21 protein-coding genes are annotated in these 18465 nt (G+C 33.4%); 7 read left to right on the forward strand and 14 right to left on the reverse strand.

The window, feature by feature from the left end:
* Positions 1-268: 268 nt before the first annotated feature.
* The 9 genes from I5J82_RS08360 to I5J82_RS08395 form a co-directional block, all read right to left on the reverse strand.
* Entirely contained in the window at positions 269-841 is a 573-nt protein-coding gene (locus I5J82_RS08360) for a GNAT family N-acetyltransferase (RefSeq protein WP_198767472.1), read from the reverse strand.
* Between the two features lie 157 nt (positions 842-998).
* Complete coding sequence (locus I5J82_RS08365) at positions 999-1205, reverse strand: hypothetical protein (RefSeq protein WP_198767473.1); 207 nt, start codon at positions 1203-1205, stop codon at positions 999-1001.
* Positions 1206-1212: 7 nt separating this feature from the next.
* Entirely contained in the window at positions 1213-1335 is a 123-nt protein-coding gene (locus I5J82_RS20525) for a hypothetical protein (RefSeq protein ID WP_269819568.1), read from the reverse strand.
* A complete protein-coding gene (locus I5J82_RS08370; RefSeq protein ID WP_198767474.1) occupies positions 1332-1730 on the reverse strand; it encodes a DUF4279 domain-containing protein in 399 nt (132 codons plus the stop codon). Before I5J82_RS08370 ends, I5J82_RS20525 begins: the two co-directional genes overlap by 4 nt.
* Positions 1730-2002: a hypothetical protein gene (locus tag I5J82_RS08375; protein ID WP_198767475.1), complete on the reverse strand. Its 273-nt coding sequence runs from the start codon at positions 2000-2002 to the stop codon at positions 1730-1732. Before I5J82_RS08375 ends, I5J82_RS08370 begins: the two co-directional genes overlap by 1 nt.
* 146 nt (positions 2003-2148) lie before the next feature.
* The gene (locus I5J82_RS08380; RefSeq protein WP_198767476.1) at positions 2149-3420 is read right to left on the reverse strand and encodes a hypothetical protein; all 1272 of its coding nucleotides are present in this window, start codon (positions 3418-3420) and stop codon (positions 2149-2151) included.
* Positions 3420-3644 carry a hypothetical protein gene (locus I5J82_RS08385; protein WP_198767477.1) on the reverse strand — a complete coding sequence of 75 codons (225 nt, stop codon included), beginning with the start codon at positions 3642-3644 and terminating at the stop codon, positions 3420-3422. The genes I5J82_RS08380 and I5J82_RS08385 overlap by 1 nt, the downstream gene beginning before the upstream one ends.
* An 18-nt stretch (positions 3645-3662) precedes the next feature.
* Entirely contained in the window at positions 3663-3971 is a 309-nt protein-coding gene (locus I5J82_RS08390; protein ID WP_198767478.1) for a hypothetical protein, read from the reverse strand.
* A gap of 28 nt (positions 3972-3999) precedes the next feature.
* Positions 4000-4830 carry an aminoglycoside adenylyltransferase domain-containing protein gene (locus I5J82_RS08395; protein ID WP_198767479.1) on the reverse strand — a complete coding sequence of 277 codons (831 nt, stop codon included), beginning with the start codon at positions 4828-4830 and terminating at the stop codon, positions 4000-4002.
* Positions 4831-4971: 141 nt separating this feature from the next.
* On the opposite strand from I5J82_RS08395, the gene I5J82_RS08400 reads away from it, so the two are divergent.
* From I5J82_RS08400 to I5J82_RS08410, 3 genes are all read left to right on the forward strand, one after another.
* Positions 4972-5178 carry an HTH-like domain-containing protein gene (locus tag I5J82_RS08400; RefSeq protein ID WP_198767480.1) on the forward strand — a complete coding sequence of 69 codons (207 nt, stop codon included), beginning with the start codon at positions 4972-4974 and terminating at the stop codon, positions 5176-5178.
* Positions 5179-5298: 120 nt separating this feature from the next.
* Positions 5299-5724: an SRPBCC family protein gene (locus tag I5J82_RS08405; RefSeq protein ID WP_198767481.1), complete on the forward strand. Its 426-nt coding sequence runs from the start codon at positions 5299-5301 to the stop codon at positions 5722-5724.
* Positions 5725-6048, forward strand: coding sequence for an ArsR/SmtB family transcription factor (locus tag I5J82_RS08410; protein WP_198767482.1), 324 nt, complete (start codon positions 5725-5727; stop codon positions 6046-6048).
* 357 nt (positions 6049-6405) lie between these two features.
* Here I5J82_RS08410 and I5J82_RS08415 read toward each other — a convergent pair whose 3' ends face one another.
* Together I5J82_RS08415 and I5J82_RS08420 are read right to left on the reverse strand one after the other, a co-directional pair.
* The gene (locus I5J82_RS08415; protein WP_198767483.1) at positions 6406-7698 is read right to left on the reverse strand and encodes a DNA methyltransferase; all 1293 of its coding nucleotides are present in this window, start codon (positions 7696-7698) and stop codon (positions 6406-6408) included.
* Positions 7699-7712: 14 nt separating this feature from the next.
* On the reverse strand, positions 7713-9044 hold the full coding sequence (locus I5J82_RS08420) for a DNA adenine methylase (protein WP_198767484.1): 1332 nt from the start codon (positions 9042-9044) through the stop codon (positions 7713-7715).
* A gap of 197 nt (positions 9045-9241) precedes the next feature.
* Between I5J82_RS08420 and I5J82_RS08425 the strand changes: the two genes are divergently transcribed.
* From I5J82_RS08425 to I5J82_RS08440, 4 genes are read left to right on the forward strand one after another with little or no spacing between them, the layout of a single operon-like run.
* Positions 9242-10066 carry a hypothetical protein gene (locus tag I5J82_RS08425; protein ID WP_198767485.1) on the forward strand — a complete coding sequence of 275 codons (825 nt, stop codon included), beginning with the start codon at positions 9242-9244 and terminating at the stop codon, positions 10064-10066.
* Positions 10063-10554: a hypothetical protein gene (locus tag I5J82_RS08430; RefSeq protein ID WP_198767486.1), complete on the forward strand. Its 492-nt coding sequence runs from the start codon at positions 10063-10065 to the stop codon at positions 10552-10554. The genes I5J82_RS08425 and I5J82_RS08430 overlap by 4 nt, the downstream gene beginning before the upstream one ends.
* 5 nt (positions 10555-10559) lie before the next feature.
* Complete coding sequence (locus tag I5J82_RS08435; RefSeq protein ID WP_198767487.1) at positions 10560-11588, forward strand: AAA family ATPase; 1029 nt, start codon at positions 10560-10562, stop codon at positions 11586-11588.
* The gene (locus tag I5J82_RS08440; protein ID WP_198767488.1) at positions 11588-12910 is read left to right on the forward strand and encodes a hypothetical protein; all 1323 of its coding nucleotides are present in this window, start codon (positions 11588-11590) and stop codon (positions 12908-12910) included. Before I5J82_RS08435 ends, I5J82_RS08440 begins: the two co-directional genes overlap by 1 nt.
* Before the next feature lie 418 nt (positions 12911-13328).
* Here I5J82_RS08440 and I5J82_RS08445 read toward each other — a convergent pair whose 3' ends face one another.
* The 3 genes from I5J82_RS08445 to I5J82_RS08455 all read right to left on the reverse strand — a co-directional run bounded on the left by I5J82_RS08445 (position 13329) and on the right by I5J82_RS08455 (position 18460).
* Positions 13329-15818, reverse strand: a complete 2490-nt coding sequence (locus I5J82_RS08445) for a restriction endonuclease-like protein (protein WP_198767489.1) — start codon at positions 15816-15818, stop codon at positions 13329-13331.
* Entirely contained in the window at positions 15787-17835 is a 2049-nt protein-coding gene (locus tag I5J82_RS08450; RefSeq protein ID WP_198767490.1) for an McrB family protein, read from the reverse strand. The genes I5J82_RS08445 and I5J82_RS08450 overlap by 32 nt, the downstream gene beginning before the upstream one ends.
* Before the next feature lie 118 nt (positions 17836-17953).
* Positions 17954-18460: a hypothetical protein gene (locus tag I5J82_RS08455; RefSeq protein WP_198767491.1), complete on the reverse strand. Its 507-nt coding sequence runs from the start codon at positions 18458-18460 to the stop codon at positions 17954-17956.
* Positions 18461-18465 lie beyond the last annotated feature (5 nt).

The raw sequence follows: 18465 nt of genomic DNA on the forward strand, positions 1-18465 counted from the left end.
TTTTCAAGTCTGCTTCCTAGTTCTGTTAATCCCTCTGAAAAGAAGTACTTATTGTTTTCTTCCTCTTCATGAGTAAAGTGATTAATCTTACCTTGGATATAAGCATTTTGCGTGATAATTAATAGTTGGCTATCAGGACCAATCGTCTTTATCGAACCATTATAATTTTGAGTGAATTTATGTAATACATCATCTAATGCCGTAGTGATGGCTTTTTGTAATCAAAAACATGATTCAATTCTTTAACATTAATCATATTTATCCCCCTCTACATACACACTGATTTGAGATAGTCTTCACGAAGAATTCCATACACCGCACAGTCCTTATACTGATTCTTTGCATTACGAATCATGTGACGGATTACGCCTTCTTGTTTCATTCCAACTTTGGCCATAACTCTTCCAGAAGCAGGATTGTCAGTGTTATGTGCAGCTGAGATCTTGTGGATATTCATCTGACGAAAACCAAACTCTACTACAGCTTGTAGCGCCTCGGTTCCGTACCCTTGATTCCACCACTTGAACCCAAGCGAATAGCTTACCTCACAGTTATCTTTTGAGCTATCAAAATCGTACAAGTCGATTTCTCCGATCAGCTCACCTGTACCTTTTAACTCAATTCCCCAATAACAAAATTCCTTATTTTTATACTGGCTGACAATCTTTTTCACACGCTCTTCTGTTTGAGCGATACTCGTATGAGCAGCGTTCACCCGATTGTCTGCCACTCGTTCGTCTGAAAGCCAATGGTAAAATATGCTTTGAGTGTCGGATTGTTTCAAAGGACGAAGAAGTAATCGGTCTGTTTCTATCACGGGTGTTCCTAAGTAGTTAATCATTTATACACCTCATACAAATTGATTCCACTGTTATTTTGTCATGTACCAGTATACGAACAAACCAATTGCAATTATGGCCCAAACAATTGATTGCAAATATCTTCTCATTTGAAAAAATCCTTCCTTATCCATATTAAAGCTGAAACCACCAATAAAACTATTCAATCCATACTCCTGCTTTCATCTTCTGAAACCAATCCTGCATCCAATCTTCAGGCATGGATACTGTGTTCAAATCGAGTGCTCTTAATTGTTTGTCTGTATACGTATTGACTAAGTATAAATCCCACTGACACTCAATATCTCTTGCTACGAAAAAAGTTAGATCTCCTTTTTCGTCAAGATCTTCTTCTTCCCACGCCATCGTTAAATTATCGCACCATTTCGAATTGAGTATACTTACTCTTATTCTCACAGAAATCATTTAACAGCTGTTTCAAATTTTCATACGAATACTGGAGATTAATGATAGTCTCATTCCAGTTCCAGTTCATACAAAGTCCACCTCAATCTCTGCTCCGATGTTTGACGCGAATGTGATGATGTCTTTCTCTAAATACAAAGCTGGAGCTTGCCCATTTTCCATTCGGATTACGATATAGATCTTACTCACTAAACCAAACTCCGCTTGTAATTGATTAATGATAGACGCTTTGTCTCTAAACTGATCCCTTACTTGCTGAAGCTGTTCATTCACATCAAGGGAGTATTGGTAGTCTGTCCCGTAATCCCAGCTTGTTTCTTTCCTACAAAGCGAAGAATTGGCTGAAATAATATCTCCCTTTTTATAGCTTTCAGTTGGTGTGATCTTTAGTCTTCTCGTCACTTCATTAATCGGAAATTCATCGCCATAAAGAGTGAAATACACTTTCACTTGTGTTTCGATCATTAAATACTCCTTTCACTTGATTTCTTCTTACCTTTTTTTATGGACCTAACCTCTTGCCTTCTTTCTTTTTCTAAAGATAGTGACAATGCGATTGTAAAAAGGATACTCATTATCGCTTTTGCTAAATCATTGTCCTTTAATCCATCGATAAACCGTTCTAACACCTCTTGATAGAAAACAGATGCAAAAAAGGCTCCCCCAGTTGTAGTCAAAAAGGAGTAAAACTTTCTCGTGGCTAATTCTCCACTTCCCAGTGCGCAAAGATTTAACAAAATTGATATTCCTGATGTTCGATGTATGAAAGAATTCAAGAAAACAGAAAGTACCAATGAAATTATATATACAAGTCCTAATATGGTCCACCAGTCAAAATAAAACAATAACACCGAAATCACCTACAACATTAAATTTATGAGTTTTATCCTAAATCATTCAGCAAAACCACTTCACCCGTTTCAGCGTTCACTCCATGATGACAGTCCAATTTCCCGCATAGAATATACTGCTTCTCTTCATCGTCATACACATAAAATGACTTAAGCTCAAACAAACCCTTCAATTTTTCATACGCTTCGTCTTGTGTGACCGTTACGTCGCCAAGTTCTTCAAAGGAATCATACATCTCTAACATGAACTGATTGTCGATGTAGTTCACAACGTCCATCGAATGGGGATCAAGGAATACCGAAAGTTTTCTTTCAAATACCCGTGTTTCATGCTGATTCGTTCTAAGTGTCGCAACTAGAAACTTTTTGTCTCGATGTAGAGTTGTCACACGCCATATCCCAGAGTCTTCCGGATATTCCTGCCGCAACAATCGTTCTACTGCTTCCACACACTTCTTCTCATCTTCCTCCGTAATGGGTAAGGTGGTTGGAGAAGGCGTACAGGAAAATGCTTCATCTACCGTAATCTCTTCTTGCAAATCGATCTCTTTACGTTCAAAAAATCCGCCAGATATCGGTTCATCCCAATTTAAAATGTGATTCACTTTTCTAGAAGTCCCACCATCTTGAAACATTTCAAACGGCTTGGTGGTCAAATCTTTGTTTCTTATGTAGATCTCTTCCACCGCATACACGGCATATAAACTCTTATGTTCAAATGACGGATATTCTAATCTCTTCACTTGTTCCTTAGCGATGTATTTCGCTTCCTCTAATGAAAGATTATAAGTTTCACGTAATACCTGATTACCTATCGGAAACTCTCCATGAACCGAAAAGAAGGTCAGCTCTCGATTATCATTCCATTTCACTTCAATGTAGCCAGCCGGTGAGACAGGAATACCGTCTATAATAGCTCTACATTCAATTTCATTTTCTGTTACGTTGTGTATTTGGAACTGCTCGATATATGTTAAACCGGTTTCTAGTTCGATCCACTTAATGACATCCTCTGTTTCACCATTAAACGTGATTCCATCTTGTGCATAAGTCTCACCCATAACAAAAATCGCATTCTTCAATTTCCCAGTGTTCACGTTGTATTCGATGACAGCTGTACCTTCAGGATTCGAACCATCTTCATCGGACTCCGTTCCATTCGGAAACCACTCCAAACAAAGTGTGTAACTCGTTTCGTTAAAATGATTCACGTCCCGCCAAAGACTATGTTGATGTAAATAGTAGTTTCCTAGTCCGAACGTCGTTTTAGCTTGATCTACGAATGCTTGTATTCTGCTATCCACTACTCCCGCTCCTTATTTGATTTTTCTCCAAGTTCCACCATGAGGATGAACAGAATCCAGAATCCAAGAGCGACCACAACTCCGTAACCTATATAAAACAATAAGGCATTTATAAAATAAAACAAATCGCCAAATGGACCAAAGCGTCCAGCATCCACTATTCCCAGTGCTAGAAACACAATACCTACTAGAAACCCCAAAAGCAGGTGCTGCAGTCTGTTCATCGGAATCTCCTCCTCACCTTACTTCTTTTCTAAATAGATGTACTCATCTACCGTGTTTAAAGCAGAAGAGGCTTTAAAGATTTTCATGCCCTTTAAACGGCTACCGCACTGAAAATGAACGGTGTCATCTGCACCTACCTGAATTTTATGCGTTGCGCTTTCTACCCAATCAATCTGCAGTCTCACGGTATACTCGCCAGGAGCTACATCCAGTTGCTTCGTTTCTCCGTCCTTGATCTGTTCTGTTTTGCTCTCGTTCAGGTAGATATCAAACTTTCTCATTTTGCTCACAAACTGGCTTTCTCGTTTAAACACTAGTTTCGCCATTTTCGCCCCATCCTTTTCTATGAATCTTTTACAAGTTATTACATTCTCTTATAATATACTTCATATAGCTGAGTGCATCACTTCTTCTCTTTCTCATCGAGCCATAATGCGAGAACTTATTGCCGTTTCGGATGCGCAGTGCTTCTCGGATAATTTGATGATACGTTTCAGGAACCGTTCGTAATGCGTATTCACCCGCTCCAACTTTAGACGTGATGTCTTTCTCTCTTAAAGAATAATAGAGTCGCGTCACACCGAGCACTCCCCACTCATTCATGTTGGCACTCGTATATAACCCTATATATTGAAGAGACGGAAATCGCTCACAATTCTTTACCCAATTCAGCCAATAACCGTTTATATTTTCTATCAAGTTTGATTTCAATTCTGTCCAATCTATAGATAGATTGTATGTTTCGATCGGCAGTCCTTTAACGACGATGCCATATGTCTGAAGCTGATACGCATCGATCCAATTACGGTGAAAAGGTCGATAACTTTGAAGCTTTCCTTCATTAAAATACGGACAAGAGGAATTACCATTATTCTCAAACTCTAAATCATCACGCGTGAGATACATACCATCTAAGCTTGGTTTCGAAAACTGTTTTCTCATTTCATGGTGAATCTCTTTTAAAACTTCTACATCTGATTGTGTTAGCTTTTCTTTTGTTACGGCGTAAAAATCAATGTCACTTGATTCTTCTTGGTAAGCTCCAATGGAAACAGAGCCGAATAGATAAAAGGACTCTACCTTGTTCGGCAGCTTCTTTTCTATTTTTTCAAAGTAAGCATTCAATACTTCCTTTACTTGTTTAGGTACAGAATTTGAGTTATTTGCATGTGCTGTTTTTATCAATTTAATAACCTCGCTTATTTGTTGCGATCTACTCTAATATTACGACAAATCATTACAATATTTCCATAAATATGTAATAAAATCGAAATTTAATGATATAGTTAACTCAAGAAAAACTATAATAGTTGGGGGATCTAATGAATGAATATTAATGAACTTGGTCTAATTTTAAAAAACATGTATGACAAAGCACCTCAAGGATATCAAGTTGCAAGTATCCACCTATTCGGTATTGAATATGCAGAAATAATTCAAAGAAATCATTACAGTATAAAAGAGATATTAGCAAGCTCAGGATTAAATTCTTCGTATTCAACTGAAATAAGTAAAGGTATTAAATTATCATGATTCGTTGAAGTTAAAGCTAGCATTATGAATAGATAATTATCTGGTCGTTTACATACAACCAAAAGGTGTTATATTCTAAACATACAACCAAATGGTTACATATTCAGACTTAGGAGATGAATGCTTGTGTCAACACTACCAGATATTAAACAAACCGCAACCTTTAACGCACCGATTCAAAAAGTGTGGGATTCTGTATCGACATCAGAAGGCATGTCAGCGTGGTTCATGCCAAATAACTTTAAAGCAGAAGAAGGTCATGAGTTTCACATCCAGTCCCCTTTTGGCCCTTCACCATGTAAAGTTCTCGTGATCGATGAACCGCACAAGCTATCGTTTGCATGGGACACAGACGGTTGGGTCGTGACGTTTCTGTTAGAAGAAAAAGGTGATCAGACAGAATTCACCCTGATCCACAGCGGCTGGAAAGAAGAAAATACAATCGTTGGAAAAGCGAATCAAAAAGCGCAAGATGTGCGTGATCGCATGAACGGCGGATGGGTTGGTATTGTGAATGAAAGACTGAAAAAGGTCGTTGAGGGTTAAGTGGCAGCACCTGCAGAAAAACACGATGTTTTTAAGGCGATTGCCGATCCAACGAGACGTGAAGTATTGAGGTTGCTTTCTGAAAATGAACGGCCGATTTCAGAGATTGCGGATCACTTTGATATGAGCCGAACAGCTGTGACGAAGCATCTGCAGATTTTAACGGAGGCTGAGCTAATATCAGGCAGAAAAGAAGGCCGTGAAAAGATTTATCAGCTGCACCCTGAACCGTTAACTGAAGTGAAACAGTGGCTAGCTTATTATGAGAAGTTTTGGGGTAATAAGTTGGCTATGTTGAAGCATCTTGTTGAGGATGATAAATAATAAAAAGCTTAAGGAGCTGTTCCTTAAGCTTTATTTATTAGAAGATTCTTTATTTAACTTCTCCCTTTACAGGTTCCTTATTAAAAATATCATTCATCAAACTATCATACAGCATAGTTTATTTGATATGGTAAATAGTTCTTCAAAATTATTTAATTTTAGTCATGGAAAGCCAGTACTTTTAATCCCTCTTATAATTGATGAATTTGAAGTTCCGCTTATTATCAATCTAAATATATAATTACTACAATGGCTATCAATATAGTTTTTAATGAAAAAGCTTAAGGATCCTTATCCTTAAGCTTTTTTGAGATAGATAATTCTTCAAAGATTCTTTCTTTGAATTTAAAGAGTGATTTAATTAACTTTATTGAGTACTATCACCCAATCTTTATTAATAATACCACCTTTTCCATTTCTCGGAAAAACCAAATGTCGATCTTTAATAATATAGCTATAAATAGTTTCTAATTCAAAACCAGCTTGCTGTGCAAACATTATTAAGTACTCACTAATAGGAATTTCTAAGTTTAAAACTGTGTTATTGCCCACCACTATGACATATTTTCCATTATTCTTAATCACATTAGATACACATTGGATATTCTTTCTCATACCTTCAAAGTATTTATAAATAATATAAGACTTCTTTTGATTAACCTTAAAAATATCCTCTAATTGCTTATCAAGCTGCTCTAATCCAGTCTTTTGTAGTTCTTTGTATTGGTTTACATAATACCGGTCAGAACCAATATACTCTTTTCTGTGTTCATTAATTTCACTATCAGCAAAAAAATCTAACCATTGATATTCAAGTTTAAAAACAGCTGGGTATTCTACTGCTGTTACATAAGGAGGAGATGTTATTGCTAAATCCACCTTCACCTTAGGTTCTTCAGTAATATCAGATAAACTAAAATCAGCTGCGCTACTTGCTATTACTCTGGCAGAAACATTATTTACTCTTAACGAATTATAAAGGTGACTCATTCCTTTTAAATACTGATGAAATCTTCTATCAAACATTTTAAATACATCAGCAGGAGGCTTTCTGAATCTGGAAGACACATATGTTTTTTGTGATCTGTACTCCGCATTAGAACATTTTCTAATAATTGCTGAAAATGTAATTAAAAAGAAATCTTTTATATCCTGGTCTTCTATTTGCAATATATAATATTTAAATCTGGATAAATTATATATTGATTCCTCTGTAAACCATTTTGTTATATTTGGTATATCTGGAATCACATTTTCTTTTATGTTTGTATCTGCATTAATATTAATAATAAGATTTGTATAACATTCTTCTAGCTTTAAGGGATCTATAGGTGTAGTTTTTACTTTTGCGATTAACCTAGCAACAGGATTAACATCAAACCCAACTGCATGTCTATTATATAACAGACTCTCAATTGCTGTTGTACCTGATCCTAAAAATGGGTCTAGAACTAAATCGCCAACCTTTGAATACTCTTCAATTGCCCACCTAGGAATTTGAGGAATAAATTTTGATGGGTATTTATGAATGATGTGAGTAAATTCAGTTACATTCTTATCATTAATATCGAATGTGTCGTAAAGTTTAATTTCATTTTTTGATGGTAATTTAGCACACTCTATTATTTTTTCTTTAGTATCAGTTATCACTTTACTTCACTCCATTATTTTTTTTCCAAAAGGATAATACTTTCTCTCATGTATTGTTTTAAATATTTATTTTGATTTATTTGTTGAGAAGAAGTATTTATGCTCCTACACACGCCGATTTCTTTGACTTTAAATCCTGCATTTTCCGCTATATAAGCAAGCATTAGATCAGTAGGAACTATGTATCCTTTATATGCAGAGTTTGCAACAACAATTGCAACTTTCCCCCCGGATTTCATTAATGCATAGAAATGTTTGATTGATTTTGTCATATCATCAAAATAACCATTTATCATTCTTGGAATTTTATTATCCCAGAGATCAAATTTATCTATCTCTTCACTAATCCACTTAATTAGTGGATATACATGTTCCATATCAGGGTTTACGCTACCATTAACATGTGACCTAATTGCCATTTGACGAAGTTTTTTAAAGTCCTTGTAATCTTTAACAAAATCCCCCATCCATAATTCCATTTTATAAACTGCACAATAATCAAAACAGTTAGCATAGGGTGGTGAGGTAATTAAGAAATCATACTTTACATCTAGAAGCTCTTCATTTTTTTTGATATCAATAAATGATTGATGAAAAACACGAGTTAAACTTTCACTCTTTTTTATTGGTGCAATTTTTATATCTTCTTTAATCTTATTTAATGTCACAAGGTATTCTAATTCTACGTCTTTCGGATTCGGATTCTTTTTATATTTTATTCCGTTACCGTCTTTTTTCATATTAGATACAGATTCTATTATTGAAAGGTATGCTAATTTTAATAAATAGTGAATTCTCACACCTTCATAGTTTGCTATAAAAGCTTTTAGCTTTAGTAAATCGTTTAATTGTTTCTCTTGAAAGATTTTATCTATAATTGAAAGATTAGGTTTGTCTGCTTTTTCGTATAATGCTTCAAGATTCAGTTTTTGAATAATTTGTTCTATTTGTAAGATATCATCATTATTGTAATCTTGAGTTTTAGCTTTAGTAATAAAAACTGATATTGGATTTACATCAAAACCTACTGTGTTTAAACCTAATATTTTTCCAGTTAGTAGACTTGTGCCACTTCCAGAAAAAGGATCTAATAGATATTGACCTTCTTTATAACCGAATTTTTCTAAAAGATTTTCTACAAGCCTTGTTGAGTAGCCTTCTTTATAGTTAAACCAGCTATGATAGGGCTCCGATTGATTGGTAGAAAAATTAACCAAGTTTTTATATTCTTCACGGTTTGTAATATTATAATTTGATTGAAATACCTGTATTTCAGAAGCAAGTAGATCATAAGATGAAACATTACTATCTATATAGTTTAATAAATTCCCTGCATTTTTTTCCATAAATTAACACCGCCCGAACAATTGTTCTATATATGTTTATTATATCTTGATTTTTTTATTAAAGCTAGAATTTCTGACAAGATGTTCAATTATAACATATTTACTTTAAAGGCTTTTATATTATTTTAATTAAACTGATTTATAAACAAAGGTACTTATGGTAAATTATTACTACAATAACATTGAGGAGAATTAATATGGATCTTAAAGGCTGGAGTAATCCTGGAAGAAATATTGAAGATAAATTACATGAGCAGTTTTATAACATGGTTAACACACTTCAAGATAAGCATTTTACAAAACACCGAAATTATTTACAGATAAAAAGTGATTTAGTTTTATCCCTTGGTTTAAAATCAGATGGTCAATTAAGTACCATTAAAAATACAATAGAGGATCTTGGTTTAGTTAATCGCGGTATACTTGAAAGAAGAAACACTAATTTTTCAAAAGACAAACTTCTTACAGATTTAGGAAGGGTCTTATTCTCATTAATAGAGATTGAAAATGAATTATTAAAACAAAATGAGAAAATACCACTCCAGATTAGCAAATCTATAGAGGACATGTATAAGTCTTTTTATACAGAGGCTTTGATAAACTATTATTTTACTAATGGAGTTAGAGATGGAATTAATAGTAGATTCCATCCAGTGAGAGCTATCTTAAAACAATTAAGAAAGTACGGAACATTGGATTTTTTTGAGTATTATTTACTTTGTACTCATATTTATGAGGATGATAATGAGCAACAAGAAAAACAATTTCAACAGGCTATAGAAGACTATCGAGCCGGTAATATAACTTTAAGGAAAGCTAATATCATTGAACAAGTTAAGGGACATCAATATCTTCCACAATGGATTGAAAAGGCAAATTTCATAAAAATAAAAAGAGGTACAAGAATATATGATTGGCAAATCTCAGAAAATGTAGTAAATAAAGAAATAGTTGATCATATATTGCATAGTGACTTTCTTGATAATCTTTACAAAACTATATTAGAGGAGAAAAAAATATGAGTGGAAATAGCCCCATGAACAAAGCAGTCGATTTAGCAAGAGCTAAAGTTATGCAAAATATTGAAATCATTGCAACCCAATTTGGTTATAAGAGTTCAGAAGCTAAAAGACCATCAATATCTTGGATTGATATATGCACTGATAAAGAACTACAAGAAAAAGTATGGCATTCTAAGTTGAAAAATTTTCAACAAGAAATTCCTTCAAAAGGTGATTCAGTATATTTATTTAATGATTCTACATTTGCCTGTCAAAATAAATATAAAGTCGGCTATGTAAATATAGAAGATGAAAATATTCAAATAGAATTGGTTGAAGAAGAATTTGTTCCCGAAATAACATTGGATTCATTCATAAGCCAAGAAGGTTTATCTGAGGAATTAAAAATCGAACTCACAGAAAAGGTACTCTCTTCGGAAGAAGGCAACATCAGTGTAAGTAAGCAGACGTCTGAGACAACTTTTGAAATTAAAGAAAAAAGGGAGTAGTTATTATGCCTATTTTAAATAAAAGTGATGAAGAAATTTTAGTAAATGTTGCAAATAAGAAATTAAAGGTTTCGGTTACTCCTGCACAAGTTAAGTCTGAACTACCTTTTGATTTTAATATATCCGATGATTTATTAAAACAGATGTGTGCAGCTTTAAACAGCGATAATCATTTAATTTTAACTGGTCCCCCTGGAACTGGTAAGACGACACTTTCAGCTGCATTATCAAAAGCTGCTAAAATGAATTATCTTCTGACAACCGCAACTGCGGATTGGACAACTTTTGATACTATAGGTGGTTATATGCCTGATATTTCATCAGGAAACCCCAACAGTTTAAAGTTTGAGGAGGGGATTTTTCTACAGAGTATAAAAAATCAAGAATGGCTTATTGTCGATGAGATAAATAGAGCGCAGATAGACAAAGCGATTGGTGCTTTGTTTACAGTATTATCTGATGGTGATGCCACCTTACCATACAGAGATAGCAATTCACGTAAAAGAATCATGATAAAATCTCAAAATGGCTTAACAACTCAAGATACCTATTACAAAAATGATAATTGGAGGCTTATTGCAACAATGAACGAGTATGACAAGACATCGCTTTTTGATATGTCATATGCATTCATGAGACGCTTTGCAATGATAAGAATTGGAGTCCCTACAAATTTCGATAACTTGGTTGAAGTTTGGTCTAATAGTATTGGTTTAGATTCTGATATTACAAAAAATCTTAAAATGGTAGCAAAAGAAATATTAGATGGTAATCTTAGAGAAATCGGTCCTGCGATGTTCAAAAATATAATAAAATATTTAGATACTAGGAAAAAAAATGATTCCCAGATTATACAACATTATGCAGAATCTTTTGTATTATATGTTCTTCCTCAATTTCAAGGACTTGACCACTTAGAAGTAAATAAATTATATCAATTATTAAAGCCAATACTAGAAAGGGAAACAAATAGTGATTTGTATTTTAAAATAAATATAGAATCCATGACGGGTATACCTTTAGGTGACATTTAATGAAAACATTAAAGTCTAATAGAAGAGCATTTATAGAAGAGAATGAAAAATATATAAAAGATCGTTATAAATTAATTTCAAATGTTAACAAAAACCTTCTTGCTTTAAATTTATATAGACATAGTGATTTGTTAAATGGTGTTTCTTCTGTATTAGGCTGTGAAAACGACCTTAAAATCAGTGATTTTAAGGATTTAGCAACTGTTCATTTCTTATTAAAATGTGCAAGAAATGATATACATAAAAAGTTTATTTACATTTTAGCTAATATTGATAGAAATACCAATGTTAATCAAATAGAAACTCGTGGTTATATACAAGGTTCGGTTGATTGGAATTCGACATATAAAAGGAGAATGATAACCGGTTTTCAAGACTCTTCTTTATTTATATGTAATCCTTCTCAAAAAATATACGATATTCCTTCAAACCAACTTATACGTTATATTATCGAATTTATTTATCGGGCTATACCCGTTGCACTTAAAGCTGCACCAGGTAATTCTGAAGGTTGGACACAAAAACTCGAGCATTTATTTGATGAAATAAAACAATTAAGAATGCACCCCAGGTTAAGGGGAATTTCAATTCCTGATCATTTACAGTATAAAACTATTCAATCAACAAAAAAACACAGAAATTCAATATATAGAGAAATTGCTGACCTCGGAGAATTGTATTATAAGTTATTCTATTTACATGAAACTCAAACCTTGTCTAATGTAATAAATGAACAACTGATAGTTCCAAAGAAAAATGATAAAATTTTTGAGTTTGTAATTCTTTTTGAATTAATGAATATGCTAGAATTTTTTAGAAAAAGATTCGGTGGAGAAAGAAAAACTACTCTTATTAGAGCAGAAGAAAAGACAGTTTTTACTTATATTTACCCTAAAAATGATAATGAATATATACATATTAGTATATATTATCAACATGTACCTATTGAGTTTAAAGGTAGTCAGTATGTAAAAACATTAAAAAGATACTCAATTGAAAATATAAAAACAAGACAACCTGATATAATACTTGTTGTTAAACATTTTAATAAAAATACAATAATAAAAAAAAGAAGTTCAATTATTGAGATAAAGTATTCTGACAGTAGATTGTATTTAGGTGAAGGAGTTCATGATCTTTTATCATATCTTCATGATTTCAGTCATACTTTTACAAAAAACCCTAAATCATTGTTAACAATTTGGGATAGTAAAATGATAATACCTGAACTTTCCGAAGAAATAAACCAAGAAATCTGGTTGACTGATTACAGCAGATTAAAAAGTTCATTAAAAAATTTTATTATTAAAACACTAAAATAAACAATTTAAATGTAGTATCTAGACTTGTAAAAAAACCAAGAAACTACTTGTTAAAAGTAGTTTCTTGGTTTTTAAAATAAGTTTGTATATGTATATTGATGTAATCTTATTTCCTTCTTATTCAATAGTTGATTTTATTATCTTATATGATGATGAATTATTCTTAACTTTTTTAATTAATTTACTCTCTTCTCCATTACCTCCTAATGTACAATTATCACATATAGGTAAAGATGACATCTCTCTTAAGATTATCCAATCAGTAACATGTATTTGAACTCCACATTTAATGCATTTTTTGTTCTTTTTGATAATCCCACCCACTTTCATTAAAATAAACATTCGGTAAGAAAACTTTTAGGTAGCGTCCAATTTTATAATTGATAATAATTTTCTATTATCATTATCACGATTGCCGCTAGTTGTTTAAAACCTCGATTATATACTTAAATAATCGAATAGGATTATTTAAGTATTCTTCTCTATCAATTGATTTTAATTGCATACCTCCCACACGTTTAACTTGTATTTCAAGATTGCCCACAGAAACTAATACTTCCCCTGATTTTATTTGAACAATTTCTGATGCCTGATCAACGTGTTTATGGTTCAAGTTAATTTTAGGATTGTTTGATAACCTACGCATGGTTTTCCAAATTGCTAACTCATCTTTACTTTTCATATAAAGTTCAGGTAATTCTGTAGCTTCTTTCAAATTATTTAGAGTAGTTAGCATGTATGAAGATATCCCATAACCAACAGGTTTAATCACATTCTTCAAAGCTTCCCAAACAGTCACTGTAAATACAACAAGTTGTTCATTATTATTTAGCGAACTAAACTGGATGTCATCTATTTTACCGTAATACTTTACTCCGTTATTTTTCGAAACATTACTGGATAGGTAAAGGGCAATATGCTTTGCCTCTTGCCACCCTTTTTTCAAGTCCTTAGCTGATATCTTAAACGTTTTTTGTTGGATGCAATCCGTAAAAACTTCCTCATCACTTACTAAGCCAACCAGAACGGTTTCATCTAATGAAGACTGCCAGCGAGCTAATGTACCTCTTGGTAATATACCTTCTTCTTGAATTTCTTCAGGACTTTTTTCAATGAGGTGTTCCACAAACTGCTCAACTAACCTCGTTGCATTTGGTAAGAAAGGTAATCCTCCGATATTAACAGTCTCAATGCTTTTATAAAAAGCATGCTGCTCATACAATTCTTCTTCAAACCAAGGGAATAACACGTATGCCCCAAAGGCTGTTCGTTCATATGGCCCTTCATGCTGAACAACTAACGCATCTCGGTATCGATGCATCGTGTTAATATCATCCTCCATCGGACCAGGGCTCTTATAGCGTTTTCCGTAATAACTATCCTCTACCGCAAAATCAATACGATATTTGGCATCAAAAATATAGTTATAGCTGTAGTCCTTACCTTTCTTCCGAATACTCAACATCGTATCGGGTTTCTGTGAGATCGTTGGAAGCTGCCTTTCTTCCTTTTGATATTGAAGAATAATCTTCTCTCCTGTATATGGGTGCTGATATACACGTTTAGCTGAATTACTACGTACAAGGTTCACAAACAGACCTTCTCTATTCACCTTCACCACATCTTGAGATAAGAGTATATACTTCTTATCTAAGAGAGCACCAAGCTTAAGGTATGTCCAATACTCATAAAGCTGAGCTACATCTTTAACTGACATTTTATAGATTTGACCATGTAGTTCTAATCCACGTGTAAGTAGAGCATAAATTTGAAAAGCCTCTCTATATCCTGGTGCCATCTGAATGACTAAGCTCATTACAGAACGATCCAATTTACTGATGGTCTTCCAAAATGGGTTTTTAATTCTTTGCTGAAGAAGTTTTTGCATGTCTTTGATCGCCTTAACCACTTGTTGATCTGGTTCTGTTTTATATCTTCCATTTGGAGCTTCTATCTTTCTATAGAGATCCTTAAGCTTATCTTCAATTCGAATTAGCAACCACTTAATTAGACGATTTTCCATCGTATCAAATGAGTGCTCTTTTATTATCTGCCAACCCTCAATAGGCATAAGTTGTTTATTCTCAAACTGAATACCTTTTGGAACCTTTGGAACCTCTTGAAACAATGAAGCTTTTTTTCTAAGCTGGTTACGACCATAAGAGTCCATCTTCTTAAGTTGGTCACCTCTCACCTTTTGATGCGTGGTTATCAGTTGATGATGGGGTTGTTGTTCAATTCTTTTGATCGCCTGGAGAAAAGATCTAAAATGGTGTTGAATTAGCCTATAAAATTCAGCAGCACTTGCTTCTCCCTCTACCCTAGTCCTCGCACCAAGATATGTTTTTCGTAAGAAGTGAAACGCTAGATTATAGATTTCTTCATTCACTTCATCTAGGAGCTTTCGATAATCTTCTTTATAATCAAGCTTTGAAGGAAAGATTTCAAAAGTTACAGACAATAAGATTTTTCCTTGCGAACGAATTTCAAAGGATGACAAGCCGACTTCATTCTGAAATTGTAGACTTCCCATCAGAACCTGCTTAGGACCGACTGGAACACTGCTCACAGCATTTCGTAAAAGATGATGTTCGTGATAGAACTCTAACTCCGCATCTATTTTTGATGTAACGATAATTTGATAGTTTCCATTCTCAAAAAAGATGGGTCTAAAAGTTGAACCAGCAGCTAACACTTGTTGATCTACATCAAAAACTTTAACAGACTGAATCGACTTTCCTTTAGCCTTAAACTCCATCGTTTCATTTTGCAGTTTCTTCTTATATTGAGACAACCCTTCAAACCGCTGATGATAAGGTTTTCCTTTCATAAAAAGAGTAAATTCAGCCGTTTCAATTAAAACTAGCTCAACATCTTCACGAACCAATCCAGAAGGAAGTGAAGCCATCTAGCTGATACCTCCTAATCATATCCACAATCTTTTGTGCAGACTTAGGATATTTTGCTTTATCGAATTCAGGAAGGATATCTGTATCATAGACCTGATTCGTGCAAATTACATAAAGTCCCTTAAGAGTATCCCATACACGTTCATCACTACCTGAAATACGAGGAAGTATCTTCTGAAGAATTGATTGATCTATAGCTTCTTTAAATGTCAGTAAGTTGTCTTTCTCGCTATAAATTACATAAAAACATATTTCATCTCGTACCCGATAACCGACCTGTGCACCAATACCTTCAAGTTGTTTGTTAATATCGACTAAAACTTCTGTTACCTTTTTAATTAACGCCATGTTATTCCGGTAAGCATCTTTTAAATGCAAGAAGTCCCCCGCTAAAGACTGATTTTCTATAGACAAAGGTTCCTGTTCTTTAAGATCCTCTAAGAAAGCAAAGTGATCCAATTGAACTCTATTAAACTCAATTGTATTTGCACGGTCCAACACCTTTTTGCTAAAAGGATGTGTCGTCTCGTCCATGTTTACCGTTCCAATAATATAAACATTTGAAGGGAGGATAATGTCTCTGCCATCCACCTCAAAAGGTAATACCGGTGTCGTTATAATCTCTCCATTTTCCCGTTGCCGACTTTCCATTACACTTAATAAATCACTGAAGTAATATTCCACTCGCGCTAAGTTCATTTCATCAAGTAAAACAAAGAAAGGTTTGGTCGGATCATCCATTGCCCTTTCCAAAACTGAAGTTAATAGACCTTTCTTAAAGTCACCCTTAATATCTACATAACCTAATAGGTCAGAACCATCACTCCAGTCAGGACGTACTGGAATTAAGGTGAACTGACCATTTCTCTCTGTAGCACCCAAACTCTCAGCAAACCACTGAACCATTTTTGTTTTACCTGTACCAGATATACCGGAGAGTATGACAAAAGGTTTTGTTTTTAACGAAAGAAAAAGATTGATGACTTCTTCTTTCTTATAGTAGAAACCTTTGCTTTGTATGTAAGAATGTATGTGATTTGTTACATTCATACCGTTTATATCACTTATTCCTTTTTCTACAATTGAATCTTTATGTAAAAATGCATTTTTAATTTCCATTGGAAAACCCTCTCCAAACATTGAATACAACTGACTAGCAAAGCTTTTTGAAACAGAGTAAAAGTAACCTTGTTTGATGTCGCCATGCTTATCAAAAGGACCTTTTTCTTCAATTCTCCAACTTTCAGGTATTTCTATTTTCGGAATTGGTTTATTTAAATCGAAATAATTAACTTTTAATTGATTTCCATCAACTTGCCATTCATCAGTTTGTATTTCCTTTGGTTTAGCATGCTGTTCAGCTTCTTTATTTACAATTCCAACACACCTGATGTGCATGTTGCTGTACACAAAAACAATATCACCTTTTTTTGCTTTTAATAAATCTGTGTGATGGGCTAATGGTGAGCCATTTTTCGCTCTTTGTGGTGCCCATAAATAACTACCACTTCTCTCTTGAATATGGGTTTTCCCCTGGTTTACCCACCAGAAAGCATTATTAGATATTCTCTTAAATGGATCTAATTTTATTGTAAATACAAAAGGATTCTCTGTTTTATAAAATTCAATATATTCTGCTTGATCCAGAGGGACATGAACCTGTTGTTTTTCGTTTTCTATTCTTCTTTCTCTTATGTATTCATAGCTTTTGTTAAATGTAGTAAGTAGAATTTGTTTTAATTTGGCATTATTGTCGTACCTTATTTGTAAAGAATCTACACTAACACCTTTTCTATCAACATTTGTTAATTGAGCATCATATACTTCATCATCTAGAATTAACTTAATGTTATATTTTTCTCCTCTATTAACATGAGTTCCATGATTTGCTTCCTCAAAGTCTTCATGAAACTCAATCGGTATATGAGATCCATTACTAAATATTGACCAGTCAACTTTTTTCCTTGCAATCATTTGTGAATGTGTTTTTGACCAACTTCTTTTTTCTTTTATCATCATTTACTCCTGATGGATTATCATAAAAGATAATTATTTTTTATAAATTTTAGATTTTAGACAATGCTTCAAATTTACAGGTTTATTGTAGAGTCAAACCAACCTAGTTAAACTCATACTATTCTTCTAACCACGTTGTAAAAAAACTCCAATCTTTAACGGTTCCATCTTCATTTAATAAACCTAAGTAAGTACCATCACCCTTACCAACTTGCCAAATGGCTTGGGCAGTATTATCTTTTTCAGAAATTCCACTGCTCTTTATGTAATCAAAAAAGATATTTTTACCTGATCCATAATTCTCAGCAACATATGCAATCAAGTAAATGTCCACACAACTTGCACCCAGTTCCTTTGGGTGGAAACTAAGAATATGAGATTTTAGCAACTGAATAACTTCTTCATCAGAAATAGTTAACAATTCATCTTTAATGTTATTAATATGGTAAGATTGATAACTTCTTTTTTCCCACTGTTTTAATTGATAATAATCTCCATTCACTGTTGAAAGCTTTTTAAGCATATTCTTAAGATTACATACTGTAGGGATTATATTTGTGTGAATACTTCTACCACGTATATTATCAGGTAGTGTGTATACAATAATATCTTTTTTGATATCCATCTCTG

The sequence above is a fragment of the Fictibacillus halophilus genome (assembly GCF_016401385.1).
GTDB classification, from domain to species: domain Bacteria; phylum Bacillota; class Bacilli; order Bacillales; family Fictibacillaceae; genus Fictibacillus; species Fictibacillus halophilus.

Excerpts from the sequence above, each read along its gene's own strand:
- I5J82_RS08360 (WP_198767472.1), bottom strand. The coding sequence starts at position 841 with ATGATTAACTACTTAGGAACACCCGTGATAGAAACAGACCGATTACTT.
- I5J82_RS08365 (WP_198767473.1), bottom strand. The coding sequence starts at position 1,205 with ATGGCGTGGGAAGAAGAAGATCTTGACGAAAAAGGAGATCTAACTTTT.
- I5J82_RS20525 (WP_269819568.1), bottom strand. The coding sequence starts at position 1,335 with ATGAACTGGAACTGGAATGAGACTATCATTAATCTCCAGTATTCGTAT.
- I5J82_RS08370 (WP_198767474.1), bottom strand. The coding sequence starts at position 1,730 with ATGATCGAAACACAAGTGAAAGTGTATTTCACTCTTTATGGCGATGAA.
- I5J82_RS08385 (WP_198767477.1), bottom strand. The coding sequence starts at position 3,644 with ATGAACAGACTGCAGCACCTGCTTTTGGGGTTTCTAGTAGGTATTGTG.
- I5J82_RS08390 (WP_198767478.1), bottom strand. The coding sequence starts at position 3,971 with ATGGCGAAACTAGTGTTTAAACGAGAAAGCCAGTTTGTGAGCAAAATG.
- I5J82_RS08400 (WP_198767480.1), top strand. The coding sequence starts at position 4,972 with ATGAATATTAATGAACTTGGTCTAATTTTAAAAAACATGTATGACAAA.
- I5J82_RS08405 (WP_198767481.1), top strand. The coding sequence starts at position 5,299 with ATGCTTGTGTCAACACTACCAGATATTAAACAAACCGCAACCTTTAAC.
- I5J82_RS08420 (WP_198767484.1), bottom strand. The coding sequence starts at position 9,044 with ATGGAAAAAAATGCAGGGAATTTATTAAACTATATAGATAGTAATGTT.
- I5J82_RS08425 (WP_198767485.1), top strand. The coding sequence starts at position 9,242 with ATGGATCTTAAAGGCTGGAGTAATCCTGGAAGAAATATTGAAGATAAA.
- I5J82_RS08430 (WP_198767486.1), top strand. The coding sequence starts at position 10,063 with ATGAGTGGAAATAGCCCCATGAACAAAGCAGTCGATTTAGCAAGAGCT.
- I5J82_RS08435 (WP_198767487.1), top strand. The coding sequence starts at position 10,560 with ATGCCTATTTTAAATAAAAGTGATGAAGAAATTTTAGTAAATGTTGCA.
- I5J82_RS08440 (WP_198767488.1), top strand. The coding sequence starts at position 11,588 with ATGAAAACATTAAAGTCTAATAGAAGAGCATTTATAGAAGAGAATGAA.
- I5J82_RS08445 (WP_198767489.1), bottom strand. The coding sequence starts at position 15,818 with ATGGCTTCACTTCCTTCTGGATTGGTTCGTGAAGATGTTGAGCTAGTT.
- I5J82_RS08450 (WP_198767490.1), bottom strand. The coding sequence starts at position 17,835 with ATGATAAAAGAAAAAAGAAGTTGGTCAAAAACACATTCACAAATGATT.
- I5J82_RS08455 (WP_198767491.1), bottom strand. The coding sequence starts at position 18,460 with ATGGATATCAAAAAAGATATTATTGTATACACACTACCTGATAATATA.